Below are 18,707 nucleotides of genomic sequence, written 5' to 3' on the forward strand. Positions count from 1 at the left end.
TCCGAAGGCTTGCCGGGATGGTGAACTGATGGAACGTCAGGTAGCGAGCAGTTCGGCGGCCGCCCGGCGGCCGGAGCGGATCGCGCCCTCCAGCAGGCCGAAGAACTCGGTGCTGGTCTCGGTGCCCGCGAACCGCACCCGGCCGTGCGGGGCGGTCAGCGTCGGCCCGAGCGCCGACCAGTCGCCGGGGCCGAACAGCGCGGCGTAACAGCCCCTGCTCCACGGCTCGTTGACCCAGTCGGTGAGGTGGAAGCCGACCGGCTCGGGCAGCATCGGGAACAGCCGCCGGGCCTGGTCGAGCGCCGACGCCCGCTGCTCGGCGGGCGGCAGGGCGGCGTAGCGGTGCGCCTCCGCACCGGTGACGAAGCCGGTCAGCACGCCGGGCGAGCCCTCCGGCGGGGTGTCGTCCACCGTGGACAGCAGCGGACCGGCCGCGTTCACCGACCAGCCGGACAGCCCGTGCGCCCGCCACACCGGCTCCGGGAACACCAGGTGCAGCTTCACCGCGCAGCCCCGCCCGGTCCGCGAGGCGGCCCGCCGCACCGGCAGCCCCGGCCGGTACTCGATCGCGTCCGCGAGCAGCGGCGGCACCGCCACCACGGCCGCCTCCGCCCGGTAACTCCCGTCCGGCGTGCGGACGGTGACCTCGGCGTCGGACTGCTCGACGGCCAGCACCGGCTCGGCGGTGCGCAGCACCCCGCCGGCGTCCAGCAGCCGCCGGACCAGCCGCTCGCACAGCCGGTGCGCGCCGCCCGCCACCCGGTCCTGCTGGGCGCCGCCCGCGAAGGCGTTCAGGTAGCGCAGGCCGCCGCCCGAGCGCAGGTAGAAGGCCATGTGCAGGACGGAGACCTTCGCCGGGTCGGCGGCCATCATCTCGCCCAGGAACAGCGGGAAGAACAACCGGGCGTCCGGGTGGGCCAGTTGCCGGTCCGCCCAGTCGGCGGCGGTCAGCGCGTCGAGCCGCCCGGCGTCCGGCGTCAGCCAGGGCGCGTCCGGGCGGACGGCCGCCGCCAGCTCCTCCAACTGCTCGAACAGGTCGCCCAGGGCGACCGCGTTCAACGGCGGGAACCGCCCGTCGGTGGTCGCCGCGGGGCCGCCCGCGCCGTCGCCGCCGTCCGCGCCCAGCGCGAACCGGCTGGCCCCGACCATCTCGGTCGGCGCGGTCTTCAGGTCGCAGGCGGACAGCAGGGCGTGCAGCTCGGTGTGCCGGTCGCCCAGGTACGCGGCGCCCGCGTCCACCCAGCGCCCTGGCGCCACCTCGATGCCCCGGGCCCGCCCGCCGACCCGCTCCCGGGCCTCCAGCACCGTCACCCGCACGCCCCGCTCGGCCAGCTCCACGGCGGCGGTCAGCCCGGCCAGGCCCGCACCGACCACGACGGCCGAACGCGGGACGGCGGCCGGACGCGGCGCGGCGGGGGAGGGCGTGGCGGCGCTCACCGGACGGCCGTGGCGGCAGTGGCGGTGGCGGCAGTGGCGGTGGCGGCCGTGGCGGCCGTGGTGACGCGGTCGGCGAGGCCCGCCGGGGTCGGATCGGCGAGGAAGTCCTCGAAGGTCAGTTCGATCCCGTGGGTGCGCGCCACCGCGCTCAGCACCCGGGTGGCGACCAGCGAATCCCCGCCCAGCAGGAAGAAGTTGCCGTCCGGCGGCACCTCCGCCAGCTCCAGGACGCGGCGGAACACCGCCGTCAGCGCGTCGAGCAGTTCGGCGCCGGGGACACCGGCGGGGGAGGGTGGGGCGGCGGGCGTGACGGCGGGCGTGTCGAGGCTCATCAGCGGGTCTCCTTCGACCGGTGCGGGGTGCGCGTGGTCCGGTGGTGCCAGCGGTGCGTGGTGCGCGGTGCTGTGCCTGAACGGTGGTGCCGCGTCCGGTCGGTGGTGCGCCCGGACGGGTGGTGCGCGGTGCGGTGGTGGGCGGTGCGCGGTGCGGTGGTGCGTGGTGCGGTGGTGGGCGGTGCGGTGGTGCGCGGTGGTTCAGCCAACGACGGTGGCCGTGGCGGCAGTCGCGGCGGCGCCGCTGTGCAGCAGGTGCGAGCCCGCGCGGTCGATCTTCCCGCCGGGGGTGCGGGCCAGCTCGGGGACGACGGCGAGTCGGCTCGGGACGAGGTGGGCGGGCAGCAACTCCCGCAGGTGGCGCAGCAGTTCCTCGGAGGTCGGCGGCGTCGGCCGGTCCGCTCCGGGGCGCGGGACGACGTAGGCGACCAGCGCGGTGCGGCCGGCCAGGGTGGTCGCGGTGACGGCCGCCAGCCCCACCCGGGGGTGGGTGCCCAGGGCGGCCTCCACCTCGGCCGGGTCGACCCGGATGCCGCGGATCTTCACCTCGTGGTCGATCCGTCCCCGGTGGGTCAGCACCCCGTCCGCCGCCCGGGAGACCCGGTCGCCGGTCCGGAACCAGCGCCGTCCGGCCCGTTCGGTGAACCGCTCCGCGGTGACCTCCGGCAGCCCGGGGTAGCCGGCCGCCAGGGCGGGGCCGCCGATCAGCAACTCGCCCTCGGAGGTGAGCAGTTCCTCGACGTACGGCAGGGCGCGGCCGATCGGCGCGCGCTCCGCCGGGTCCCACCGGCGGCCGGGCTCCGGGGTGTCGGGGCCGAGCAGGTCCACCGCGTGGGTGATCAGGGTGGTCTCGGTGCAGCCGTAGGTGTTCAGCAGCCTGATCCGGCCGCTGTCCGCCAACCGACTCCAGTCCGCCAGCCGGGCCGGGTCGGCGGCCTCGCCGCCGATCACCACCAGCCGCAGGCAGGAGGGCAGTTCGGCGTCCGGGCCGTCCTCGGCGAGGTGCAGCACCAGCTCGTGCCAGAACGCGGTGGGCAGGTCCAGCACGGTGATCCCGCGCCGCTCCACCGCCCGCAGCAGCCGGGGGAAGGAGCCCGAGTGCGCCTCCGGCTCGAACACCAGCCGGGCGCCGGAGACCAGGGTCGGCAGGATCTCCTCGAAGCAGGTGTCCCAGTTCAGCGAGGCGAACTGCAGCACCCGGTCCCGCGGCGTCACCCCGAACAGCCCGCGCAGCGAACCCACCACCGCCGAGATCGCCCGGCGCGGCGTCAGCACCGGCTTCGGCCGCCCCGTCGACCCGGAGGTGAACAGCAGGTACGCGGGCTCCTCCGGCCCGACCGCGACGGCCGGACGCCACGGCGCACCGCCGTCCGCCGCTCCGTCCGCAACTCCGTCCGCCGTCCCGTCCGTTGCCGCCGCGAGCCCCGCCCCGACGTGCGGCAGCCCGAGCAGCGCGGCCTGTTCGGCCGACCCCACCAGCGCGGTGCAGCCGGCCGCCGCCGCCATCGCGCGCTGCCGCTCCACCGGGAAGGCCGGGTCCAGCGGGACGTACGCGCCGCCCGCCGCGAGGATGCCCAGCAGGGCGACCACGGTCTCCGGGGCGTGCCCGGCCGAGACCGCCACGGGGCCCGGCCGGTCGCCCAGCGCGTCCGCCAACTGGCCGATGTAAAGCTTGAGTTGACGGTAGCTGAGCGTACAAGCGGGAGACTCGATCGCGGTTAGTCCGGGCCACCTGAGAGCGGTTTCCTCGAACGCGTCGAGCAGATCGGAGCCCGGTCTGTTGACGCCGCCGTTCTTTGACATGCGCGCTCCAAGAAAATGCCCAGAGGTGCCCGTCCGTGCTTCGGCGAACCCGGACTCTACCTCCCGCGATCCGGCCCCACAATGGTTGTTGGGCGGGCGGTCCGAAGAATCCGTGGCCGCGCCGTGAACGCCCCGTGCCCGCCTTCCGGCCACGTTCCGTGATCGCTCCGACCGGGCCGGTACGGACCGGCGACCGCCCGGCCGGTGCGGCCACGAACCCGGCCGCGTCGCGCAGGTGACGGTGCGTCAGCGAATCGACCCGCTTTTCCGCATCCCGACCGGAATTCGCGAAAAGGACGCGCCCGCACGATAACCACCCCGACCGAACAAGCACGCTTGGTGCCCGAACGTACTTTTCCCGCCGGAAGTCGGAGCGCCGAATTCCCCGGACGGAGAGCGACCCCGCGAAACCGCCCCGGCAACCGCCCGCCCGCCGCCCGGACACCCCCGGTCCCGGTGACGCGCCGTGACGGCTACGGCCGCGACCCCCACCGGGCACCGGCGGGGCGCCGGCGTCGGCGTCGGCCCGGGGGCCGGGGGCCGGGGGCCGGGCAACGGTCCCCCCGCCGCGCGGTCAGCGAGGGCGGTGCCCGGTGAGCTGCTGCCAGCGGTCGTACGCGGCGTCGCGGCTCTGCCGCGCCGCCGGGATGCGGAGGTCGCCGCCCTGCCGGGCGGTGACCTCCTCAAGGCGCCGCCGGGCCGCCTCCTGCTCGGCGGTGTCGTTCGTGGCCCGGCGCAGCTCGGCCCGCGCCTCCCGGAGCTGGGCGGGCCGGTCCCGCCGGAACGACTTGGCCTCGGCGATCGCGTTGTGGACGTCCACGACGAACTGGCGGACGTGCCCCTCCGGGGTCTCCGCCGCGGGGTAGGTCACCAGGTGCTGGCGCCCGTCCGGACCGATCACGTAGAGGTGGCTCGCCCTGGGGGTGTGCTCCGACCGGACCGCCGTCTCGTGCAGCGGCAGGTCCCCGCTGTACTCGTACGTCGAGACCGCCAGGACGTGCTCGTACAGGCACAGGTCGCCGAGTTCGGTGCGGTAGCCCCCGCGGCCGGGGTCGCGCAGGTACGCCACCTGCTCCTCGGCGTCGCGCACCCGCCGCCCGTGGGCCGCGACGGCGGCCTTGACCGCGCCCTGCGCACCGGACAACTCCTGCCGCGCGGACCGCTCCAGGCCCGACAGCTCACCGCGCGCCCGGTCGAGGTCACTGCGCGCGGCGCCGTACTCGGCGCCGAAGGCGAACCGCCAACCGCCCGGGTAGCGGCGCAGCTGCCGGAGCACGAGCGCGGCCACGGCGACCAGCACGAGCAGGAGCGTCCAGCCCCAAGCCTGCATGACGATGCCCTCCCCCTGAGGCGGTCGGCGCCCCGGACCGTACGGTGGCCCGGCGCTGCCCACCCCGACGATTACCGGCAGCGGAAGCCGCCCGTCAAACCCATTGCGGCCCGCCGGGGCCCCGGGGCTCCGGGGCACCCGGCCGCCAGCCCGCCAGCCCGCCAGCCCGCCAGCCTGGCAGTCCGCCAGCCCGCCAGCCTGGCAGTCCGCCAGCCCGCCAGCCTGGCAGTCCGGCAGCCCGCCAGCCTGGCAGTCCGGTAGCGGGCCAGCCCGCAGTAGCATCTCCCGGATGACGATCACCGCGCTGCTGGTCGACGCCGCCGTCCTCGGTTCGACCGGCGCCGCCCTGCTGCTCGGCCCCCGGGCCCTGCGCGCACCGGCCGCCGACGGTACGCCTGCCCGCCCCGGGCAGGGCGTGCGGCCGGAGGTGCTGCTGGCGGCGGTGACCGGGCTGATCTACCTGAACCAACTGCTCTGCTCCGCCTACCTGCTGCGGGTGCACGGCGGGGACGCCGGGTACGTCACCCGCTACCTGCCGCCCGGATGGTTCGCCGAGCCGACGGGACACCCGGTGGTCCGGGCGCTGGCCGCGCACCTGCCGGCGCCCGGGCTGTTCGCACCGACGGTGCTGCGGGTGCAGGCGTTCCTGGAGCTGCCGTTCGTGCTGTCCGCCTACGCCACGGTGCTGTACCGCCTCAGCCCCGCGCTGCTGCGGGCCGTCCTGGGCTCGCCCGCCCTGGTGTGGGCGACCGCCGCCTCGTACACGCTGGTGTTCGGGGTGGTCGAAGGGGCGCTGCGCAACCCGTGGACCGGCCAGGACGTGGTGATCCGGGTGCTGTCCGCGCTGCTCACCGCCCCGCTGCTGCTCCGCGCCGCCCGCCGCGCACCCGGCCCCGAACGGCGGTCGGACACCCTCGGGCTGTTGCGCTTCACCGCCGAACTGTGGGCCGTCGGCACCCTGGTGATGGCGGTCTACGACACCGCGCTGCTCTACAACCTCCGCCACCTGTCCGACCGTTGGCCCGAGGCCGCGCTCGCCCTGGCCCTCCTCGCCGCCACCGCCCGCGACCGCCGCCCCGGGCCCGCCACCACCGGCCCCGGCACCGCCGCCCTCGACCTGCTGCTACGGCGGACGCTCGTCCTGTTCCTGCTCCCCGCCCTGGCGATCCGCTACGGCCTCGGCTTCGCGCACCCCCGACTCTCCGCCGCCGCAGTCCTGGCCGTCGCCCTCGCCGCCCTCGCCACCCCCCGCCTCCGCCCGGCCGCCCGCCCGCTCGCCCTCGCCTGCGCCGCCGGACTCGCCGCCGCCCACCTCGCCCTGCACCTGCGCCACGACACCTACCCCGAGAACGCCCTGCTGCGCGCCGTGGTCGCCCTCCCCGCCACCGCCGCCCTCCTGCTCGCCCTCACCGACCTCCGCCGCGACGGCCCCGCTTCCCTTCCCCCTGCGGCTACTCCTCGTCGTCGTTGACGTCGCCGAGGTGCAGCGGGGACGGGCCGGGGCCGTCGCGGAGCAGGTCGGTGAGCAGCGGGGCCAGGTCGCGGGGGCGGATGGTGAGGTCGGTGGCGGCCAACTCCTCGATGCTCCACCAGTGGTGGCCGTACGCGGCCTCGACGGGGTCGACCCGGACGGCGGCGGTCTCGGCGGGGGTGAGCCGCACCAGGCGGTACTCCTCCCACTGGTGGGAGAACCGGCCGTCGAAGGTGAAGGAGGAGCGGCGGGTCCAGACCACCGGGCCGAGTCGTTCGGCCGGCAGGTCGAGCCCGGTCTCCTCGCGCAGCTCCCGGACGGCGGCGGCCAGGGCGTCCTCGCCCTCGTCCACGCCGCCGCCGACGGTGAACCACCACCGCCCGCCCGCCGGTCGCGGGTCGCGGGCGCAGAGCAGCAGCAGGCGGTCCTGGTGGTCGAGCAGCAGGATGCGCGAGGTGTCCCGGGTGTCCGACGTCATGCCCCCGACCCTACCGCCGCCGGTACCGCTCCCGGCCCGAAAGCCCTTGCCGGGCAGCCGAGTTGCGGGTTAAGAGTTCCGGGTTCCGGATTCCGGGTTCAGGCCCCCCGGCCCGTCCCTCCGGCGGGGATCAGTCGTTGACCTCCCAGGTCTCGTGCATCGAGGTGACGGCGCCGCTGCCGTCGCTGGTGTAGATGAAGAGGCCGCCGCACTGGAGCCCGGCCGGCCGGTTGTCCGGCTCGGGGGTGTCGAAGCACGGCTTGTGGCTCTTCGCGTAGTCGGCGAAGGAGACCTTCTGCACCTCGTAGCGCGGGTACCCCTTGGAGTTGGAGGAGCCCGCCGTGGGCCTGACGAACATGACGACCGTGGCACCGGCGGCGAGCTTGAAGGTGCCGCTCGGGTTGCTGCCGGTGTCCAACTGAAGCCCGTACGGGCCGCATTCGGTCTTCACCTTGACGCCCTTGAGCTGCCCGGCACTCGCCGACTCGACCAGCAGCACCTGGTGGGCCTTGTAGTACGCGGCGCAGCCGTTGACGTCCATGCTGGCCTTTTCGAACGCCCCCTCCTCGGCGGAGCTCACCCCCTGCCCGTCGGCGGACGCGGCAGCCGACGTGGCTCCGGACGCGCCGGCCGAGGCGGCACCGGACGCGGCGGGGGAGGAGCCGCCGGCCGGGTCGGCGGACGCGGTGGCCGACGGGGTGCCGGACGCGGCGGGCGGGGCGGCGGCAGTGGTCGAGCCGGTGCCGGAGGAGTCGTCCGGGCCGCAGCCGGCGGTGGCCAGCGCGACGGTCAGCAGGGCTGCGGAGGCGACGAGTCGACGGGTACGCATGCTGGTGGATTCCCCCATGGAACAGCTGTGGCAGCAGTGACGGTCCGAGAACATACCAACCCGCCGCCCACCCGCCGCACGCCGGTCAGCGGACGGCGTCCGCCGCGTCGGCCGCGCCGATCCCGGCAGGAAGCCGGCGGGACGGCAGGAGAACTCCCGCGCAACGGGACGTCCGTCCCCACCAGCCCGCGCCGCCCGGACGCACTCCCTCGATGATCATCGGGGCAGGGCGGTGGAGAGTCGGCCCGGACGACCCGCGGGTTCCGGTGCTACGGGGCGTGCACGAGCTGGATCAGGTTGCCGCAGGTGTCGGCGAACACCGCCGTGGTGACCGGCCCGGCGGCCACCGGCTCCTGGGTGAACACCACCCCGAGGGCGCGCAGGCGCTCGTACTCGGCGGGCACGTCGTCCACGGCGAAGGACGCGGCGGGAATCCCGTCCTCGCGCAGCGCCGCCCGGTACGCCGGAACGGCCCGGTGCCCGGAGGGCTCCAGCAGCAGCTCGGTGCCGTCGGGCTGCTCGGGCGAGACGACGGTCAGCCACCGGGCGCCGCCGCCGAGCGGGACGTCGTGCTTCTTCACGAAGCCCAGCACCCCGGTGTAGAACGCCAGTGCCTCGGCCTGGTCGTCGACGAAGACCGAGGTGAGATGGATGCGCATGCGGATCTCCTACGCGAGAAGGTCGGGACACGGCCCCGCCGGGCGACCGCCGGCCGACCGCCGGACGGCTGTCGGCCCCGTCGGGTGCCGTCCGCCGAAGCTACCCGCCGGGGGCGACATTCCGGCTCAGGCTCGACACCGGGGCGGCCCGCCGCCGGCACCGCGCACCTCAACCGCCTCCACGACACCGGCGTGCTGCGCCCCGGGAACCTCGCCGACCCGGTCGTCCTGGACCGCGACCCGTTCGCCGCGCCCGCGGCGGAGATCGCCGAGACCCGGGTGCCGCGCACCCACGGCGGCGGGCGGGTCGTGCACACCGCCGAGTGAGCCCGGACACGCTGTCAGGCCGGGCGGGGACGGCCTGCCAGGGTGTCCGTTGCCCGGCCCGCGACCGCCCGGCTAGCGTCCCAGCACGCACCCCACCCCCCGTTCCGCCCCCCGTTCCCCCACCCTCCGGACCCAGGACAGGCATCATGACCACCGTCAACGGCGGCGTCTCCTTCTGGTACGCGGCCACCGGCCTGCCCGAGCGCGGCGCCCCGCTGGACGGCGACACCACCGCCGACGTCTGCGTGGTCGGCGGCGGCTACACCGGGCTGTGGACCGCCTACTACCTCAAGCAGGCCGCCCCCGACCTCGAAGTCGTCCTGCTGGAGGCCGAGTTCTGCGGCTACGGGGCCTCCGGCCGCAACGGCGGCTGGCTGTACAACGGCATCGCCGGTCGTGGCCGGTACGCCCGGCTGCACGGCGAGGACGCCGCCCGTCGGCTCCAACGCGCCATGAACGACACGGTCTCCGAGACCCTGCGGGCCGCCGAGGCGGAGGGCATCGACTGCGACGCGCACCGCGGCGGTGTCCTGGAGGTCGCCACCACCCCCGCCCAACTCGACCGCCTGAAGGCCAGGTTCGCCCACGAGCAGGCGTTCGGCGCGGACCGGGTGCAGCTGCTGGACGCCGACCGCACCGCCGAACGCCTCCACGTCCCGGGCGCGTTGGGCGCGACCTGGACGCCCCACGGAGCCCGGGTGCACCCCGCCAAGCTCGTCCTCGGCCTGGCCGCCGCGGTCCGCCGGCTCGGCGTCCGGGTGTACGAGTCCACCCCCGCCACCGCGCTCGCCCCCGGCCGCGCCACCACCCCGCACGGCACCGTCCGGGCCCGCGCGATCCTCCGCTGCACTGAGGGCTTCACCGCCAACACCGCCGGGAACAAGCGCAGTTGGCTCCCGATGAACTCCTCGATGATCGCCACCGAACCGCTGCCCGCCGACGTCTGGGAGGCGATCGGCTGGCAGCACCGCGAGGTGCTCGGCGACGAGGCGCACGCCTACATGTACGCCCAGCGCACCGCCGACGACCGGATCGCCCTCGGCGGCCGGGGCCGCCCCTACCGCTACGGCTCCCGGATCGACCAGGACGGCGCCACCCCCGCCGGCACCGTCGCCCAACTCCGCGAGATCCTGGCCCGGATGTTCCCCGCCGCCGCCGACGCCCGGATCGACCACGCCTGGTCCGGCGTGCTCGGCGTCCCGCGCGACTGGTGCGCCACCGTCGGCCTCGACCCCGCCACCGGACTCGGCGCCGCTGGCGGCTACGTCGGCAGCGGCGTCGCCACCGCCAACCTGGCCGGCCGCACCCTGCGCGACCTGACCCTGCGCCACCTCGGCCGCGGCGGCCCCACCGCACTCACCGCCCTGCCCTGGGTCGGTCACCGCGTCCGCCGCTGGGAACCCGAACCCCTGCGCTGGCTCGGCGTCCACACCCTGTACGCCGTCTACCGCCACGCCGACCGCCGCGAACGCGCCACCACCTCCCCGCTGGCCACCCTCGCCGACCGGATCTCCGGCCGCGGCTAGAGCCTGTCCGGCCCGGCGCCCCCGGAAAACCCTTCGCACACCTGTCGCCCGGACGTGATAGGAATCTCCGTCCGGGGACCGCCGCACACGCGCCCCCGCGGGAACGCATCGCACATCGGAGGGGACCCGGGAATGGGACTGTTCGCACGGCTGCTCGGCCGCCGGGACACCGGCGACGACCGGTCGGCCGGCACGGGGGCCCCGGGGCTCCCCGCCATCGACCCGGCGTTCGGCGACGCCGAGCTGACCGGGCTGCGCGCCGCCGTCGGGGCCGGCTCCTGGGAGGGCGCCCGGAGCATCCTCGACACCGCCGCCGACCAGGACGACCTGACGCTGATGGTCGAGGCCGTGGCCGACGTCACCGGCGCCGAGGTGCCGCTCGCCGAGGCCCTGGACGCCGCCCCCGACGACCCGCTGCTGCGGCTCGCCCAGGGCGCCCGGCACGTCAGCTGGGCCTGGGAGGCCCGCACCGGCGCCCGCGCCCAGTACGTCGGCGAGGAGCAGTGGAAGCTCTTCCACGAGCGCCTGGAGATCGCCGAGGAGCACCTCTTCCGGGCCGCCGAACTCGACCCCGACCTGCTCGGCCCCTGGTACTTCCTGCAGATCAGCGGTCGCGGCGCCTCCCTGGAGCGGAACGCCGCCCGCCACCGCTTCGAGGCCGCGCTGCGCCGCAGCCCCGGCCACGTCGCCTCGCACCGCCAGCGCCTCCAGCAGCTGTGCGAGAAGTGGCAGGGCTCGCACGAGCGGATGCACGCCTTCGCCCGCGACACGATGCTCGCCGCCCCCGAGGGCAGCCCGCTCGGCCAGCTGGTCGCCCGCGCCCACATCGAGCACTGGCTGTCGCTGCCGGTCGAGGAGGACGCCGCGTACATCGGCCAGGAGCACGTCCGCGAGCAGCTGCACGAGGCCGCCGACCGCTCCGTCCGGCACCCCGCCTACGTCCGCGGCCGGGACTGGCCGGTCGCCCACAACGAGTTCGCGATGGCGTTCGCGCTCTCCGGGCAGCCCGCCGCCGCCCACCTGCTGCTCGGCGAACTCGGCGACCGGGTCACCGAACTGCCCTGGGCGTACTGGGGCGACCCGGTGGAGGTGTACCAGCGCACCCGCCGGCAGTGCGCCGGGTACTGACCACCCGCCCCGCCGCCGGGCCGCCCCACTCCGGGCCGCCCCGCCGCCGCACAGCGCGTCGCGGGCCGCGCCGCCCGCACCCCCGACGTCCCGACCGAACCAGCCGAAGGACCAGCCCGGTGACCCCGAACGACCCCAGTGCGCACACCTTCCAGGTGGACCTGCGCGGCCTGGTCGACTTGCTCTCCCACCACCTGTACTCCAGCCCCCGCGTCTACCTGCGCGAACTGCTGCAGAACGCGGTCGACGCGATCACCGCCCGGCAGGCCCTCGACCCGGCCGCGCCCGCCGAGATCACCGTCACCACCGGCGACGGCTTCTCGGTCTCCGACACCGGTGTCGGCCTCACCGAGGCCGACGTGCACACCTTCCTCGCCACCATCGGCCGCAGCTCCAAGCGGACCGCCGACGGCGACCTGGACGCCGGGCGGCTCGCCGACGCCCGAAGCGAGTTCATCGGCCAGTTCGGCATCGGCCTGCTCGCCTGCTTCGTGGTCGCCGACGAGATCACCGTCACCACCCGCTCGGCCCGCACCCCCGACGCCCCGGTGGTCGAGTGGCGCGGACGCTCCGACGGCCGCTACACCATCACCACCCTGCCCGCCGACGCCCGCCCCGAGCCCGGCACCACCGTCACCCTCACCCCGCGCGCCGACGCCGAGGAGTGGACCGCGCCCCGCCGGGTCCTCGAACTCGCCCGCCACTACGGCAGCCTGCTGCGCCACCGGGTCACCGTGGTCGACGGCGCCGGGCGCGCCACGCAGATCAACCGGACCCCCGCGCCCTGGGCCCGCCGCCACGACACCCCCGCCGCCCGGCGCGAGGCGCTCACCGCGCACTGCCGCGACACCTTCGACTTCACCCCGCTCGACACCATCGACCTCGACCTGCCGCTGGTCGGCCTCAGCGGCGTCGCCTACGTGCTGCCCGAGGCCGTCCCGCCCTCCCGCCGGGCCGGGCACCGGGTGCACCTCAAGGGCATGCTGCTCTCCGACCAGGCCGACGAACTGCTCCCCGAGTGGGCGTTCTTCGTGCGCTGCGTGGTCGACGCCGAACGCCTGCGCCCCACCGCCTCCCGCGAGGCGCTGTACGCCGACGAGACGCTGGCCGCCGTCCGCGACGCCCTCGGCCTGCGCATCCGCGACTGGCTGACCGACCTGTCCGCCAGCGACCCCGGCCTGCTGCACCGCTTCCTGTCCGTGCACCACCTGGCCGTCAAGTCGCTGGCCCGGCACGACGACCAGCTGCTGCGGATGCTGCTGCCCTGGCTGCCGTTCGAGACCACCGACGGCAACGTCACGCTGGACGAGTTCGCCCGCGCCCACCCGGTGGTGCTGGTCACCCGCACCGTCGAGGAGTTCCGCCAGGTCGCCCCGATCGCCGGCGCGGCCGGCCTCGGCGTCATCAACGGCGGCTACACCTACGACCGGGACCTGGTGCACCGGCTGCCCGAGATCCGCACCGGCACCACCGTCGCCGACCTCGACCCGGCCACCGTCACCGCGCACCTCGACAACGTCGACCCGGCCACCGAGCTCGCCGCCGCCGCGTTCCTCGCCACCGCCCGCGAGGTGCTCGGCCGGTTCGACTGCGACGTCGCGCTGCGCACCTTCCACCCCAGCAGCGCCCCCGCCCTGCTGCTCGACGACCGGGAGGCCCGGCACGAGCGCACCCGCACCCAACTCGCCGACCAGGCAGACGGGTTGTGGGCCGACATCCTCGGCTCGCTGGGCAGCTCCGCGCCCCGCGCCCAGCTCGTCCTCAACCACCTCAACCCGCTGGTGCGCCGGGCCGCCGCGATCCGGCACCGCGAACTCACCACCACCACCGTCGAAGCGCTCTACGGCCAGGCCCTGCTGCTCACCCGGCGCCCGCTCAAGGCGAGCGAATCCGCCCTGCTGAACCGTTCCTTCCTCGCCCTGCTCGACCACGCCATGCTCGGCCACGCCCCCACCGAGCCCGCCCCCGACGGGCCCGCCGCCCCCGACGGGCCCGCCACCGGCCACCCCGGCCCGACCACGCCGCACCAGGAGCCGTGATGCTCGACACCACCGACGCCGTCCGCGCCGCCCTGCGCGCCAACGACGAGCTGCCGCACGGCCGCCCGCGCACCGTCACCGCCGAGGAACTCGTCGACGCCGCCGAGCAGTTCGACGACCCGCAGCTGCTCGCCTTCGCCCTGCTGGAACTCACCGAGGCGTACGAGTACGACGCCGAGCAGCGCAAACTGCCCGTGGTGTTCGCCCGGATCGCCAAGCTCCGCAAGGAGCACCCCGACAGCTTCGGCGACTGGGAGAACCACGCCACCGACTGGCGCTACAAGTGGGTCGCCGCCGCCCTGCTGAGCGTCCCCGACGTCCCGCTGGAGGCGGTCCGCCGCTGGCACGGCGAACTGCGCGCCCACTACCTCGCCCGGGGCCACGACCTCCAGCCCTACTACGCCCGGCAGTACCTGCTGGCCGCCCACACCGGCGAGGGCGTCCAGGACGCCTTCGAACTCTGGGCCGGCCGCTGGCGCTCCCGCTACAGCGACTGCCACGCCTGCGAACTGCGCGAGCAGGCCCGGCACTTCGTCACCCTCGGCGAGGACGAGCGGGCCCTGGAGATCTGGCAGCCGGTGTTCTCCGGCGAGCGCTCCTGCTCCGAGGAGCCGCACGTCAGCCGGGCCCTCGCCCTGCTGCCGCTGCTGCGCACCGGCCGCCTCGACCAGGCCCGCTCCGCGCACCTGACCGGCTACCGCTGGGCCCGCGGCCGCTCCGCCGCCGCCGAACCGATCGGCCTGCACCTGGAGTTCTGCGCACTCACCCGCAACGAGCCGCGCGGCCTGGAGATCCTGGCCGAGAACCGCGACCTGTTCGACCGGCACGGCGACCCGCTCTCCCGGCTGCACTTCCTCACCGGCGCCCAACTCCTGCTGTCCCGGCTGGTCGAGGACGGCCACGGCGACGTCCCGGTGGCCGGCCCGCCCGGCGCGCACCGCACCGCCGCCGCCCTGCACGCCGAACTGCGCACCGAGGGCGACGCGCTGGCCGCCCGCTACGACGCCCGCAACGGCACCGACGCGGTCGGCGCGGCCCGCCGCGCCAGGCTGGCCCGCACCCCGCTGTTCGCCGAGCCGCTGCCGCTCGGCCTGCGCGCCACCGGCCCCGCGCCCGCCGCCCCGCGACCCGCCCCGGCCGCCACCGACCGGGCCACCGCCGACCCGGCCGCCGACACCGCCCCGGACGGGCCCGCCGACCTGGCCGAACTCGTCGCCAAGGCGCGCGAGTTGAGCGTCACCAACCACCCCGACGCGATCCTGCACTGGAACCGGATCGGCGCCCTGATCGAGGCCCCCGACCACCGGCACCCCGAGGACGCCGAGCGCTCCGGCCTCGGCTCGCTCGCCCAGCTCCGGGCCGAACTCGCCCTGGAACGCGCCTTCGAGGAGCGCACCTCCGACGAGGAGGCCGCCGCCCTGTACGCGGGCGCCGCCGAACTGTTCGAGCAGGCCGGGCTGACCGCCCGCGCCCTCGGCTGCCGGGCCCGGCTGGCCGGCCCCACCGGCGACCACCCGGGCGACCTCGCGGTGATCCGCGAACTGCGCGGGAAGATAGCCGAGTTGGCCGAGGACGACGCCCCGTTCGGCGGGCGCGAACTGGTCGCCGTGCTGCAACTCCAGGCCAACACCGAACTGCGGGCGGTCTTCGAGGCCGCCGCCCAGGCGGGCGGCCCGGACGGCCCCGGACCGGACCCGGCCGCCCTCGCCGAGGCCGAGGCCACCCTCGACCTGCTGTACGCCGAGGCGGCCCGGCACGGCTTCCCGCACCGCCAGGCCAACGCCCGCCTGCTCGGCGCCCGGGCCCGCTTCCTGGCCGGCCGCCACCAGGAGGAGGGCGACGCTTCGCCGAGGCCGACCGGCTGATCACCGAGGCCGAACAGCTGGTCGAACGGGCCGGCGCCCCCTGGCGGCTCACCCAGGTGCACGGCCAGCGCGGCGAACTCGCCCTGTACACCGGCGACCTGGCGACCGCCGAACGCTTCCTGCGCAAGGCCGCCGACAGCGCCGCCCGGTACGGCGACCGCTCCTCCAGCGTCGCCCGGGTGCACGACGGTCTCGGCCGCGCCTACCTCGGTCTGGACCGCCCCGCCGAGGCGGCCCGCGCGTTCACCGAGTCCGCCGCCCGCTACGACCGCAACGGCGACGCCGCCGAAGCCGTCTCCGCGCGCATCATGCTCGGCCAGGTCCTGTGCTGCTCCGGCCGCGCCGACGACGGCGTCGCCGTCCTCGAATCCGTGCTGCTGGAACCGGCGTTCACCGGGCTCGACGTCCGCGAACAGGCCCAGACCCGGCTCAACCTGGCCCGCGGCCTGCGCGAGATCGACGAACCCCGGGCCGCCGCCGAGGAGTACCTGCTGTTCGCCGACCAGGTCGCCGGGTTCGAGGACCGGCACATCCTCACCATGGTCGCCGCCGAGGCCGCCGCCGCCCTGGCCGCCGCCGAGCAGTGGCCCGCCGCCGACCTCGCCCGGCAGCGCGCCCTCGACAGCCACCGCACCGCCCCGCACCCCGACGCGGTCTTCGACATGCTGCTGCGCCAGGCCCGCCACACCGCCGAGCGGTACGACCCCGACCACCCCGAGGCCGCCGACCAGGCCCTGGCCCGGCTCGACGAGGCCGCCGAGGTGGCCCGCACCGCCGAACGCGAACAGCAGGACTTCAGCAGCGGCTGCCCCGACGGCACCCTGCACGACACCCGCGCCCGCACCCTGAGCACCCTGCGCCGCGACGAGGAGGCCCTCGCCGAGATGGAACGCGCCATCGCCGCGTTCGCCGCCCACGGCCCCGGCGCCCACCACGGCCGGGCCGAGTCGATCCGGGTCGCCGCCGTGCTGGAGGCCAACCGGCTCGACCGCCGCCCCGCCGCCCTGGCCCGCCTCGACGCCGCGATCGCCATGTTCCGCGCCGCCGACGCCGCCGACGCGGCCGAACCGCTCACCGAACTCCGCGCCCACCTCACCCGCCGCTGAACCGACCGACGGCCCGTCCCCGAACCGACCGGCGGCCCGTCCCCGAACCGACCGGCGGCCCGCCGGGGACACCCCCGGCGGGCCGCCGAACCCGCTTCCCGCGCGGGCTACTTCCTCAGGTGCAGCACCGAGGTCTCGAAGGCCCGGAACGCCCCCTCCTGCTTCCACTCCAGCGCCGCCTTCGGGCTGGCCGCCAGCAGCGCCGCGCACTTCGGCGCCGGGTTCTCCGACCCGAGGGCGCGGCCCTGGCACTCCGGCACCGGCTTGAACCCGTCGCGGTCCCGCCACAGGCTGCGGCCGGCCACGAAGCCGTACTCCAGCGAGTTGCGCGCCAGGTCCTTCAGGTCCGGGTAGCCCAGGTGGTAGGTCCGCGCCGCGCGGACGTACTCGTGGGTGATGTCGATCCGCTCCACGCCCGGGTCGTCGGTGGCCAGCGCCGTCGGCACCCCGTACTTGCGGTACAGCGGGAACGGGTGCTCCCGGCCCTCCACCTGGAGGATCTGCGCGTTGGAGGTCAGCGGCACCTCGACCAGCACCTTGCGCTCGGCCAGGGTGCGCAGCAGGTCCGCCGCGTCGTCCTCGTGGGTGACGTCCACGCCGTGGCCGATCCGCTCGGCGTGGCCGGTCAGCACGGCCTGCCGGATGTGGAAGGTCAGGTCCTCGGGCTTCACCAGGCCGGGCACCAACTCGCCCGCGTGCAGGGTGATGTGGGCGTTCGGGTAGAGCGGGTGCAGGAAGTCCAGCATCTCCATCTGGAGCCGGTAGTTGTCCAGCGAGGGCTGGTAGTCCTCCGGCTGCACCAGGTTCACCGCGACGAACCGCTCGTCCTGGGAGGCGAGTTCCAGGCCGATCAGCAGCTGGGCGAACACCCGCGCCGGAGTGGACGCCCGGCTGGCCTGGGACTGGATCCGCACCGTCACCGAACAGCCCGGCCGGGCCTGCTCGGTGCCGCAGTGCTCGGTGGCCTGGTACTCGGCCGTCGCGGCGTCCAGGTCCGCGCGGGCCGAGTCCACCAGGGCCTGCATCCGGCCGCCGGCCAGCAGCTTCTGCCGCAGCGCCGCGAAGTCCGGGTCGAAGCCGACCTCGGCGGCCAGCGCCGCCACCCCGCCGGAGGCCGGAGTCAGCATGGTCTCCAGGTAGCTCTGGTGCTGGGCCGCCAGGGTGTCGGTGACCTCGGCGATCATCGTGCCGGGGTGGCGCCAGCTGGCCTCGCCGAACTTGCCGAAGGTGGCGAAGAAGTGGTCGTGGCCGGACTCCTCGCCCGGGGTGAAGTCCTGCATCGACCAGGCCCGGATCACCTGGGTGCGGAACTCGCCCTCGGCCAGCGCGTCCCCGGCCGGGCGCAGGGTGCCCTGGCAGGGGCCGGTGGCCGCGGTGGAGGTCACCGAGTCGATGCACAGGCCGTCCTGCGCGGCCAGCCGGATCAGCAGCTCGGTGGAGACCGCGCCGGACAGGTGGTTGTGCAGGTCCCCGCCCTTGGGCATCGCCCGCAGGAAGGCGTCCAGCCGCGCCGGGTCCTGCCGGATCCCGTCCAGCAGACCGGCGACGGCCGCTTCGGTGGGACGGGAGCCGGCCCGGTCGGCGGCGTGGGCGGTGGGAGCGAGCGGCAGCAGCAGGGCCGCGCAGGCGACGAGAGCTGCGGTGCTGGTACGGCGTAGCGACGTCATGGCCGCCATGCTGACGGACCGTCAGCTCACGTACTGTGCACCGCCGTTCATGTCGTACCCGCATCATCCGAAAGGGTGCCGACGCGCGCGGACGCCGCTGGAACGATCAGATCGTGTTACTTCCGGCCGGACTTGGCGGCGGTGGCCCGGCCCGCGGTCCGGGCGGCCTTCACCGCCGCGGCCTTCGTCTCCGCCTCCTTCGCGCGCTGCGCCTCCTTGCGCACGTCGGCCTGGGTGGCGCGCTCGCGGCGCAGCCACTCCGGGTCCTCGTCGCGCAGCGCGTCGATCTGCTCGGTGGTCAGCGCCTCGGTGATCCCGGCGCGGCCGAGGCCGGTGACCGAGATGCCGAGCCGGGCGGCCACCACCTGGCGCGGGTGCGGACCGTTGCGCCGCAGGTCGACGAGCCACTGCGGGGGCTCGGCCTGCATCGCGTTGAGCTCGTCGCGGGTGACGACGCCCGCCTGGAACTCGGCGGGGGTCGCCGCCAGGTAGATCCCCAGCTTCTTGGCCGCGGTCGCGGGCTTCATGGTCTGGGAGGTCTTGGGCTTGGGCGTAGTCATGGGCCCAAGGGTATCGCCCCGGGGGTGCGGCGGACGCCCACGCCCAGGTCACGGCCCCCGCCCCCCGCCGGCCCCCACCGCCCGGACCCGCCGCCGCTCTCCCGGCCGCCTTGCTGTCGTCCCGCCGCCGTCCCGCCGCCGTCCCCACCG

The 18,707-nt window shown here is 75.8% G+C and carries 16 protein-coding genes; 7 read left to right on the plus strand and 9 right to left on the minus strand.

What is annotated here, in order from left to right:
* Nucleotides 1-36: 36 nt before the first annotated feature.
* The 4 genes from ACIP60_RS00765 to ACIP60_RS00780 all read right to left on the minus strand — a co-directional run bounded on the left by ACIP60_RS00765 (nt 37) and on the right by ACIP60_RS00780 (nt 4,902).
* Nucleotides 37-1,437 carry a flavin monoamine oxidase family protein gene (locus ACIP60_RS00765; protein ID WP_400678706.1) on the minus strand — a complete coding sequence of 467 codons (1,401 nt, stop codon included), beginning with the start codon at nt 1,435-1,437 and terminating at the stop codon, nt 37-39.
* On the minus strand, nt 1,434-1,769 hold the full coding sequence (locus ACIP60_RS00770) for an acyl carrier protein (RefSeq protein WP_400678708.1): 336 nt from the start codon (nt 1,767-1,769) through the stop codon (nt 1,434-1,436). The genes ACIP60_RS00765 and ACIP60_RS00770 overlap by 4 nt, the downstream gene beginning before the upstream one ends.
* Before the next feature lie 201 nt (nt 1,770-1,970).
* Nucleotides 1,971-3,572, minus strand: a complete 1,602-nt coding sequence (locus ACIP60_RS00775; protein WP_400678710.1) for an AMP-binding protein — start codon at nt 3,570-3,572, stop codon at nt 1,971-1,973.
* A gap of 574 nt (nt 3,573-4,146) precedes the next feature.
* The gene (locus ACIP60_RS00780; RefSeq protein ID WP_400678712.1) at nt 4,147-4,902 is read right to left on the minus strand and encodes a hypothetical protein; all 756 of its coding nucleotides are present in this window, start codon (nt 4,900-4,902) and stop codon (nt 4,147-4,149) included.
* 289 nt (nt 4,903-5,191) lie between these two features.
* Here ACIP60_RS00780 and ACIP60_RS00785 point away from each other — a divergent pair, with 289 nt between their 5' ends.
* A complete protein-coding gene (locus ACIP60_RS00785) occupies nt 5,192-6,373 on the plus strand; it encodes a hypothetical protein (RefSeq protein ID WP_400678714.1) in 1,182 nt (393 codons plus the stop codon).
* On the opposite strand, the gene ACIP60_RS00790 is transcribed toward ACIP60_RS00785, so the two are convergent.
* The 3 genes from ACIP60_RS00790 to ACIP60_RS00800 form a co-directional block, all read right to left on the minus strand.
* Entirely contained in the window at nt 6,354-6,851 is a 498-nt protein-coding gene (locus ACIP60_RS00790) for an NUDIX hydrolase (protein ID WP_400678716.1), read from the minus strand. The two genes, ACIP60_RS00785 and ACIP60_RS00790, sit on opposite strands and share 20 nt — an antisense overlap.
* A gap of 130 nt (nt 6,852-6,981) precedes the next feature.
* Complete coding sequence (locus tag ACIP60_RS00795; protein WP_400678718.1) at nt 6,982-7,680, minus strand: hypothetical protein; 699 nt, start codon at nt 7,678-7,680, stop codon at nt 6,982-6,984.
* Nucleotides 7,681-7,949: 269 nt separating this feature from the next.
* The gene (locus ACIP60_RS00800) at nt 7,950-8,339 is read right to left on the minus strand and encodes a VOC family protein (protein WP_400678720.1); all 390 of its coding nucleotides are present in this window, start codon (nt 8,337-8,339) and stop codon (nt 7,950-7,952) included.
* On the opposite strand from ACIP60_RS00800, the gene ACIP60_RS00805 reads away from it, so the two are divergent.
* The 6 genes from ACIP60_RS00805 (at nt 8,328) to ACIP60_RS00830 (ending at nt 16,330) form a co-directional block, all read left to right on the plus strand.
* Nucleotides 8,328-8,666: an amidohydrolase family protein gene (locus tag ACIP60_RS00805; RefSeq protein WP_400678722.1), complete on the plus strand. Its 339-nt coding sequence runs from the start codon at nt 8,328-8,330 to the stop codon at nt 8,664-8,666. The genes ACIP60_RS00800 and ACIP60_RS00805 overlap by 12 nt on opposite strands.
* A 146-nt stretch (nt 8,667-8,812) precedes the next feature.
* Entirely contained in the window at nt 8,813-10,192 is a 1,380-nt protein-coding gene (locus ACIP60_RS00810) for an NAD(P)/FAD-dependent oxidoreductase (protein WP_400678724.1), read from the plus strand.
* Between the two features lie 132 nt (nt 10,193-10,324).
* A complete protein-coding gene (locus ACIP60_RS00815) occupies nt 10,325-11,320 on the plus strand; it encodes a hypothetical protein (protein WP_400678726.1) in 996 nt (331 codons plus the stop codon).
* Between the two features lie 119 nt (nt 11,321-11,439).
* A complete protein-coding gene (locus ACIP60_RS00820; RefSeq protein WP_400678728.1) occupies nt 11,440-13,359 on the plus strand; it encodes an HSP90 family protein in 1,920 nt (639 codons plus the stop codon).
* Entirely contained in the window at nt 13,359-15,224 is a 1,866-nt protein-coding gene (locus ACIP60_RS00825; RefSeq protein ID WP_400678730.1) for a hypothetical protein, read from the plus strand. The genes ACIP60_RS00820 and ACIP60_RS00825 overlap by 1 nt, the downstream gene beginning before the upstream one ends.
* A 56-nt stretch (nt 15,225-15,280) precedes the next feature.
* A complete protein-coding gene (locus ACIP60_RS00830; RefSeq protein WP_400678732.1) occupies nt 15,281-16,330 on the plus strand; it encodes a tetratricopeptide repeat protein in 1,050 nt (349 codons plus the stop codon).
* A gap of 107 nt (nt 16,331-16,437) precedes the next feature.
* On the opposite strand, the gene ACIP60_RS00835 is transcribed toward ACIP60_RS00830, so the two are convergent.
* Together ACIP60_RS00835 and ACIP60_RS00840 are read right to left on the minus strand one after the other, a co-directional pair.
* Complete coding sequence (locus ACIP60_RS00835; protein ID WP_400678734.1) at nt 16,438-18,006, minus strand: adenosine deaminase; 1,569 nt, start codon at nt 18,004-18,006, stop codon at nt 16,438-16,440.
* A gap of 107 nt (nt 18,007-18,113) precedes the next feature.
* The gene (locus ACIP60_RS00840) at nt 18,114-18,557 is read right to left on the minus strand and encodes a DUF5997 family protein (RefSeq protein WP_100839757.1); all 444 of its coding nucleotides are present in this window, start codon (nt 18,555-18,557) and stop codon (nt 18,114-18,116) included.
* Nucleotides 18,558-18,707: the final 150 nt, after the last annotated feature.

Source organism: Kitasatospora sp. NPDC088783, from assembly GCF_044750705.1.
GTDB classification, from domain to species: domain Bacteria; phylum Actinomycetota; class Actinomycetes; order Streptomycetales; family Streptomycetaceae; genus Kitasatospora; species Kitasatospora fiedleri.

Bases quoted from the DNA above. Each gene is read 5' to 3' on its own strand.
- ACIP60_RS00795 (WP_400678718.1), bottom strand. From the start codon at position 7,680: ATGCGTACCCGTCGACTCGTCGCCTCCGCAGCCCTGCTGACCGTCGCG.
- ACIP60_RS00770 (WP_400678708.1), bottom strand. From the start codon at position 1,769: ATGAGCCTCGACACGCCCGCCGTCACGCCCGCCGCCCCACCCTCCCCC.
- ACIP60_RS00825 (WP_400678730.1), top strand. From the start codon at position 13,359: ATGCTCGACACCACCGACGCCGTCCGCGCCGCCCTGCGCGCCAACGAC.
- ACIP60_RS00815 (WP_400678726.1), top strand. From the start codon at position 10,325: ATGGGACTGTTCGCACGGCTGCTCGGCCGCCGGGACACCGGCGACGAC.
- ACIP60_RS00790 (WP_400678716.1), bottom strand. From the start codon at position 6,851: ATGACGTCGGACACCCGGGACACCTCGCGCATCCTGCTGCTCGACCAC.
- ACIP60_RS00835 (WP_400678734.1), bottom strand. From the start codon at position 18,006: ATGGCGGCCATGACGTCGCTACGCCGTACCAGCACCGCAGCTCTCGTC.
- ACIP60_RS00780 (WP_400678712.1), bottom strand. From the start codon at position 4,902: ATGCAGGCTTGGGGCTGGACGCTCCTGCTCGTGCTGGTCGCCGTGGCC.
- ACIP60_RS00840 (WP_100839757.1), bottom strand. From the start codon at position 18,557: ATGACTACGCCCAAGCCCAAGACCTCCCAGACCATGAAGCCCGCGACC.
- ACIP60_RS00775 (WP_400678710.1), bottom strand. From the start codon at position 3,572: ATGTCAAAGAACGGCGGCGTCAACAGACCGGGCTCCGATCTGCTCGAC.
- ACIP60_RS00785 (WP_400678714.1), top strand. From the start codon at position 5,192: ATGACGATCACCGCGCTGCTGGTCGACGCCGCCGTCCTCGGTTCGACC.
- ACIP60_RS00800 (WP_400678720.1), bottom strand. From the start codon at position 8,339: ATGCGCATCCATCTCACCTCGGTCTTCGTCGACGACCAGGCCGAGGCA.
- ACIP60_RS00810 (WP_400678724.1), top strand. From the start codon at position 8,813: ATGACCACCGTCAACGGCGGCGTCTCCTTCTGGTACGCGGCCACCGGC.
- ACIP60_RS00805 (WP_400678722.1), top strand. From the start codon at position 8,328: ATGGATGCGCATGCGGATCTCCTACGCGAGAAGGTCGGGACACGGCCC.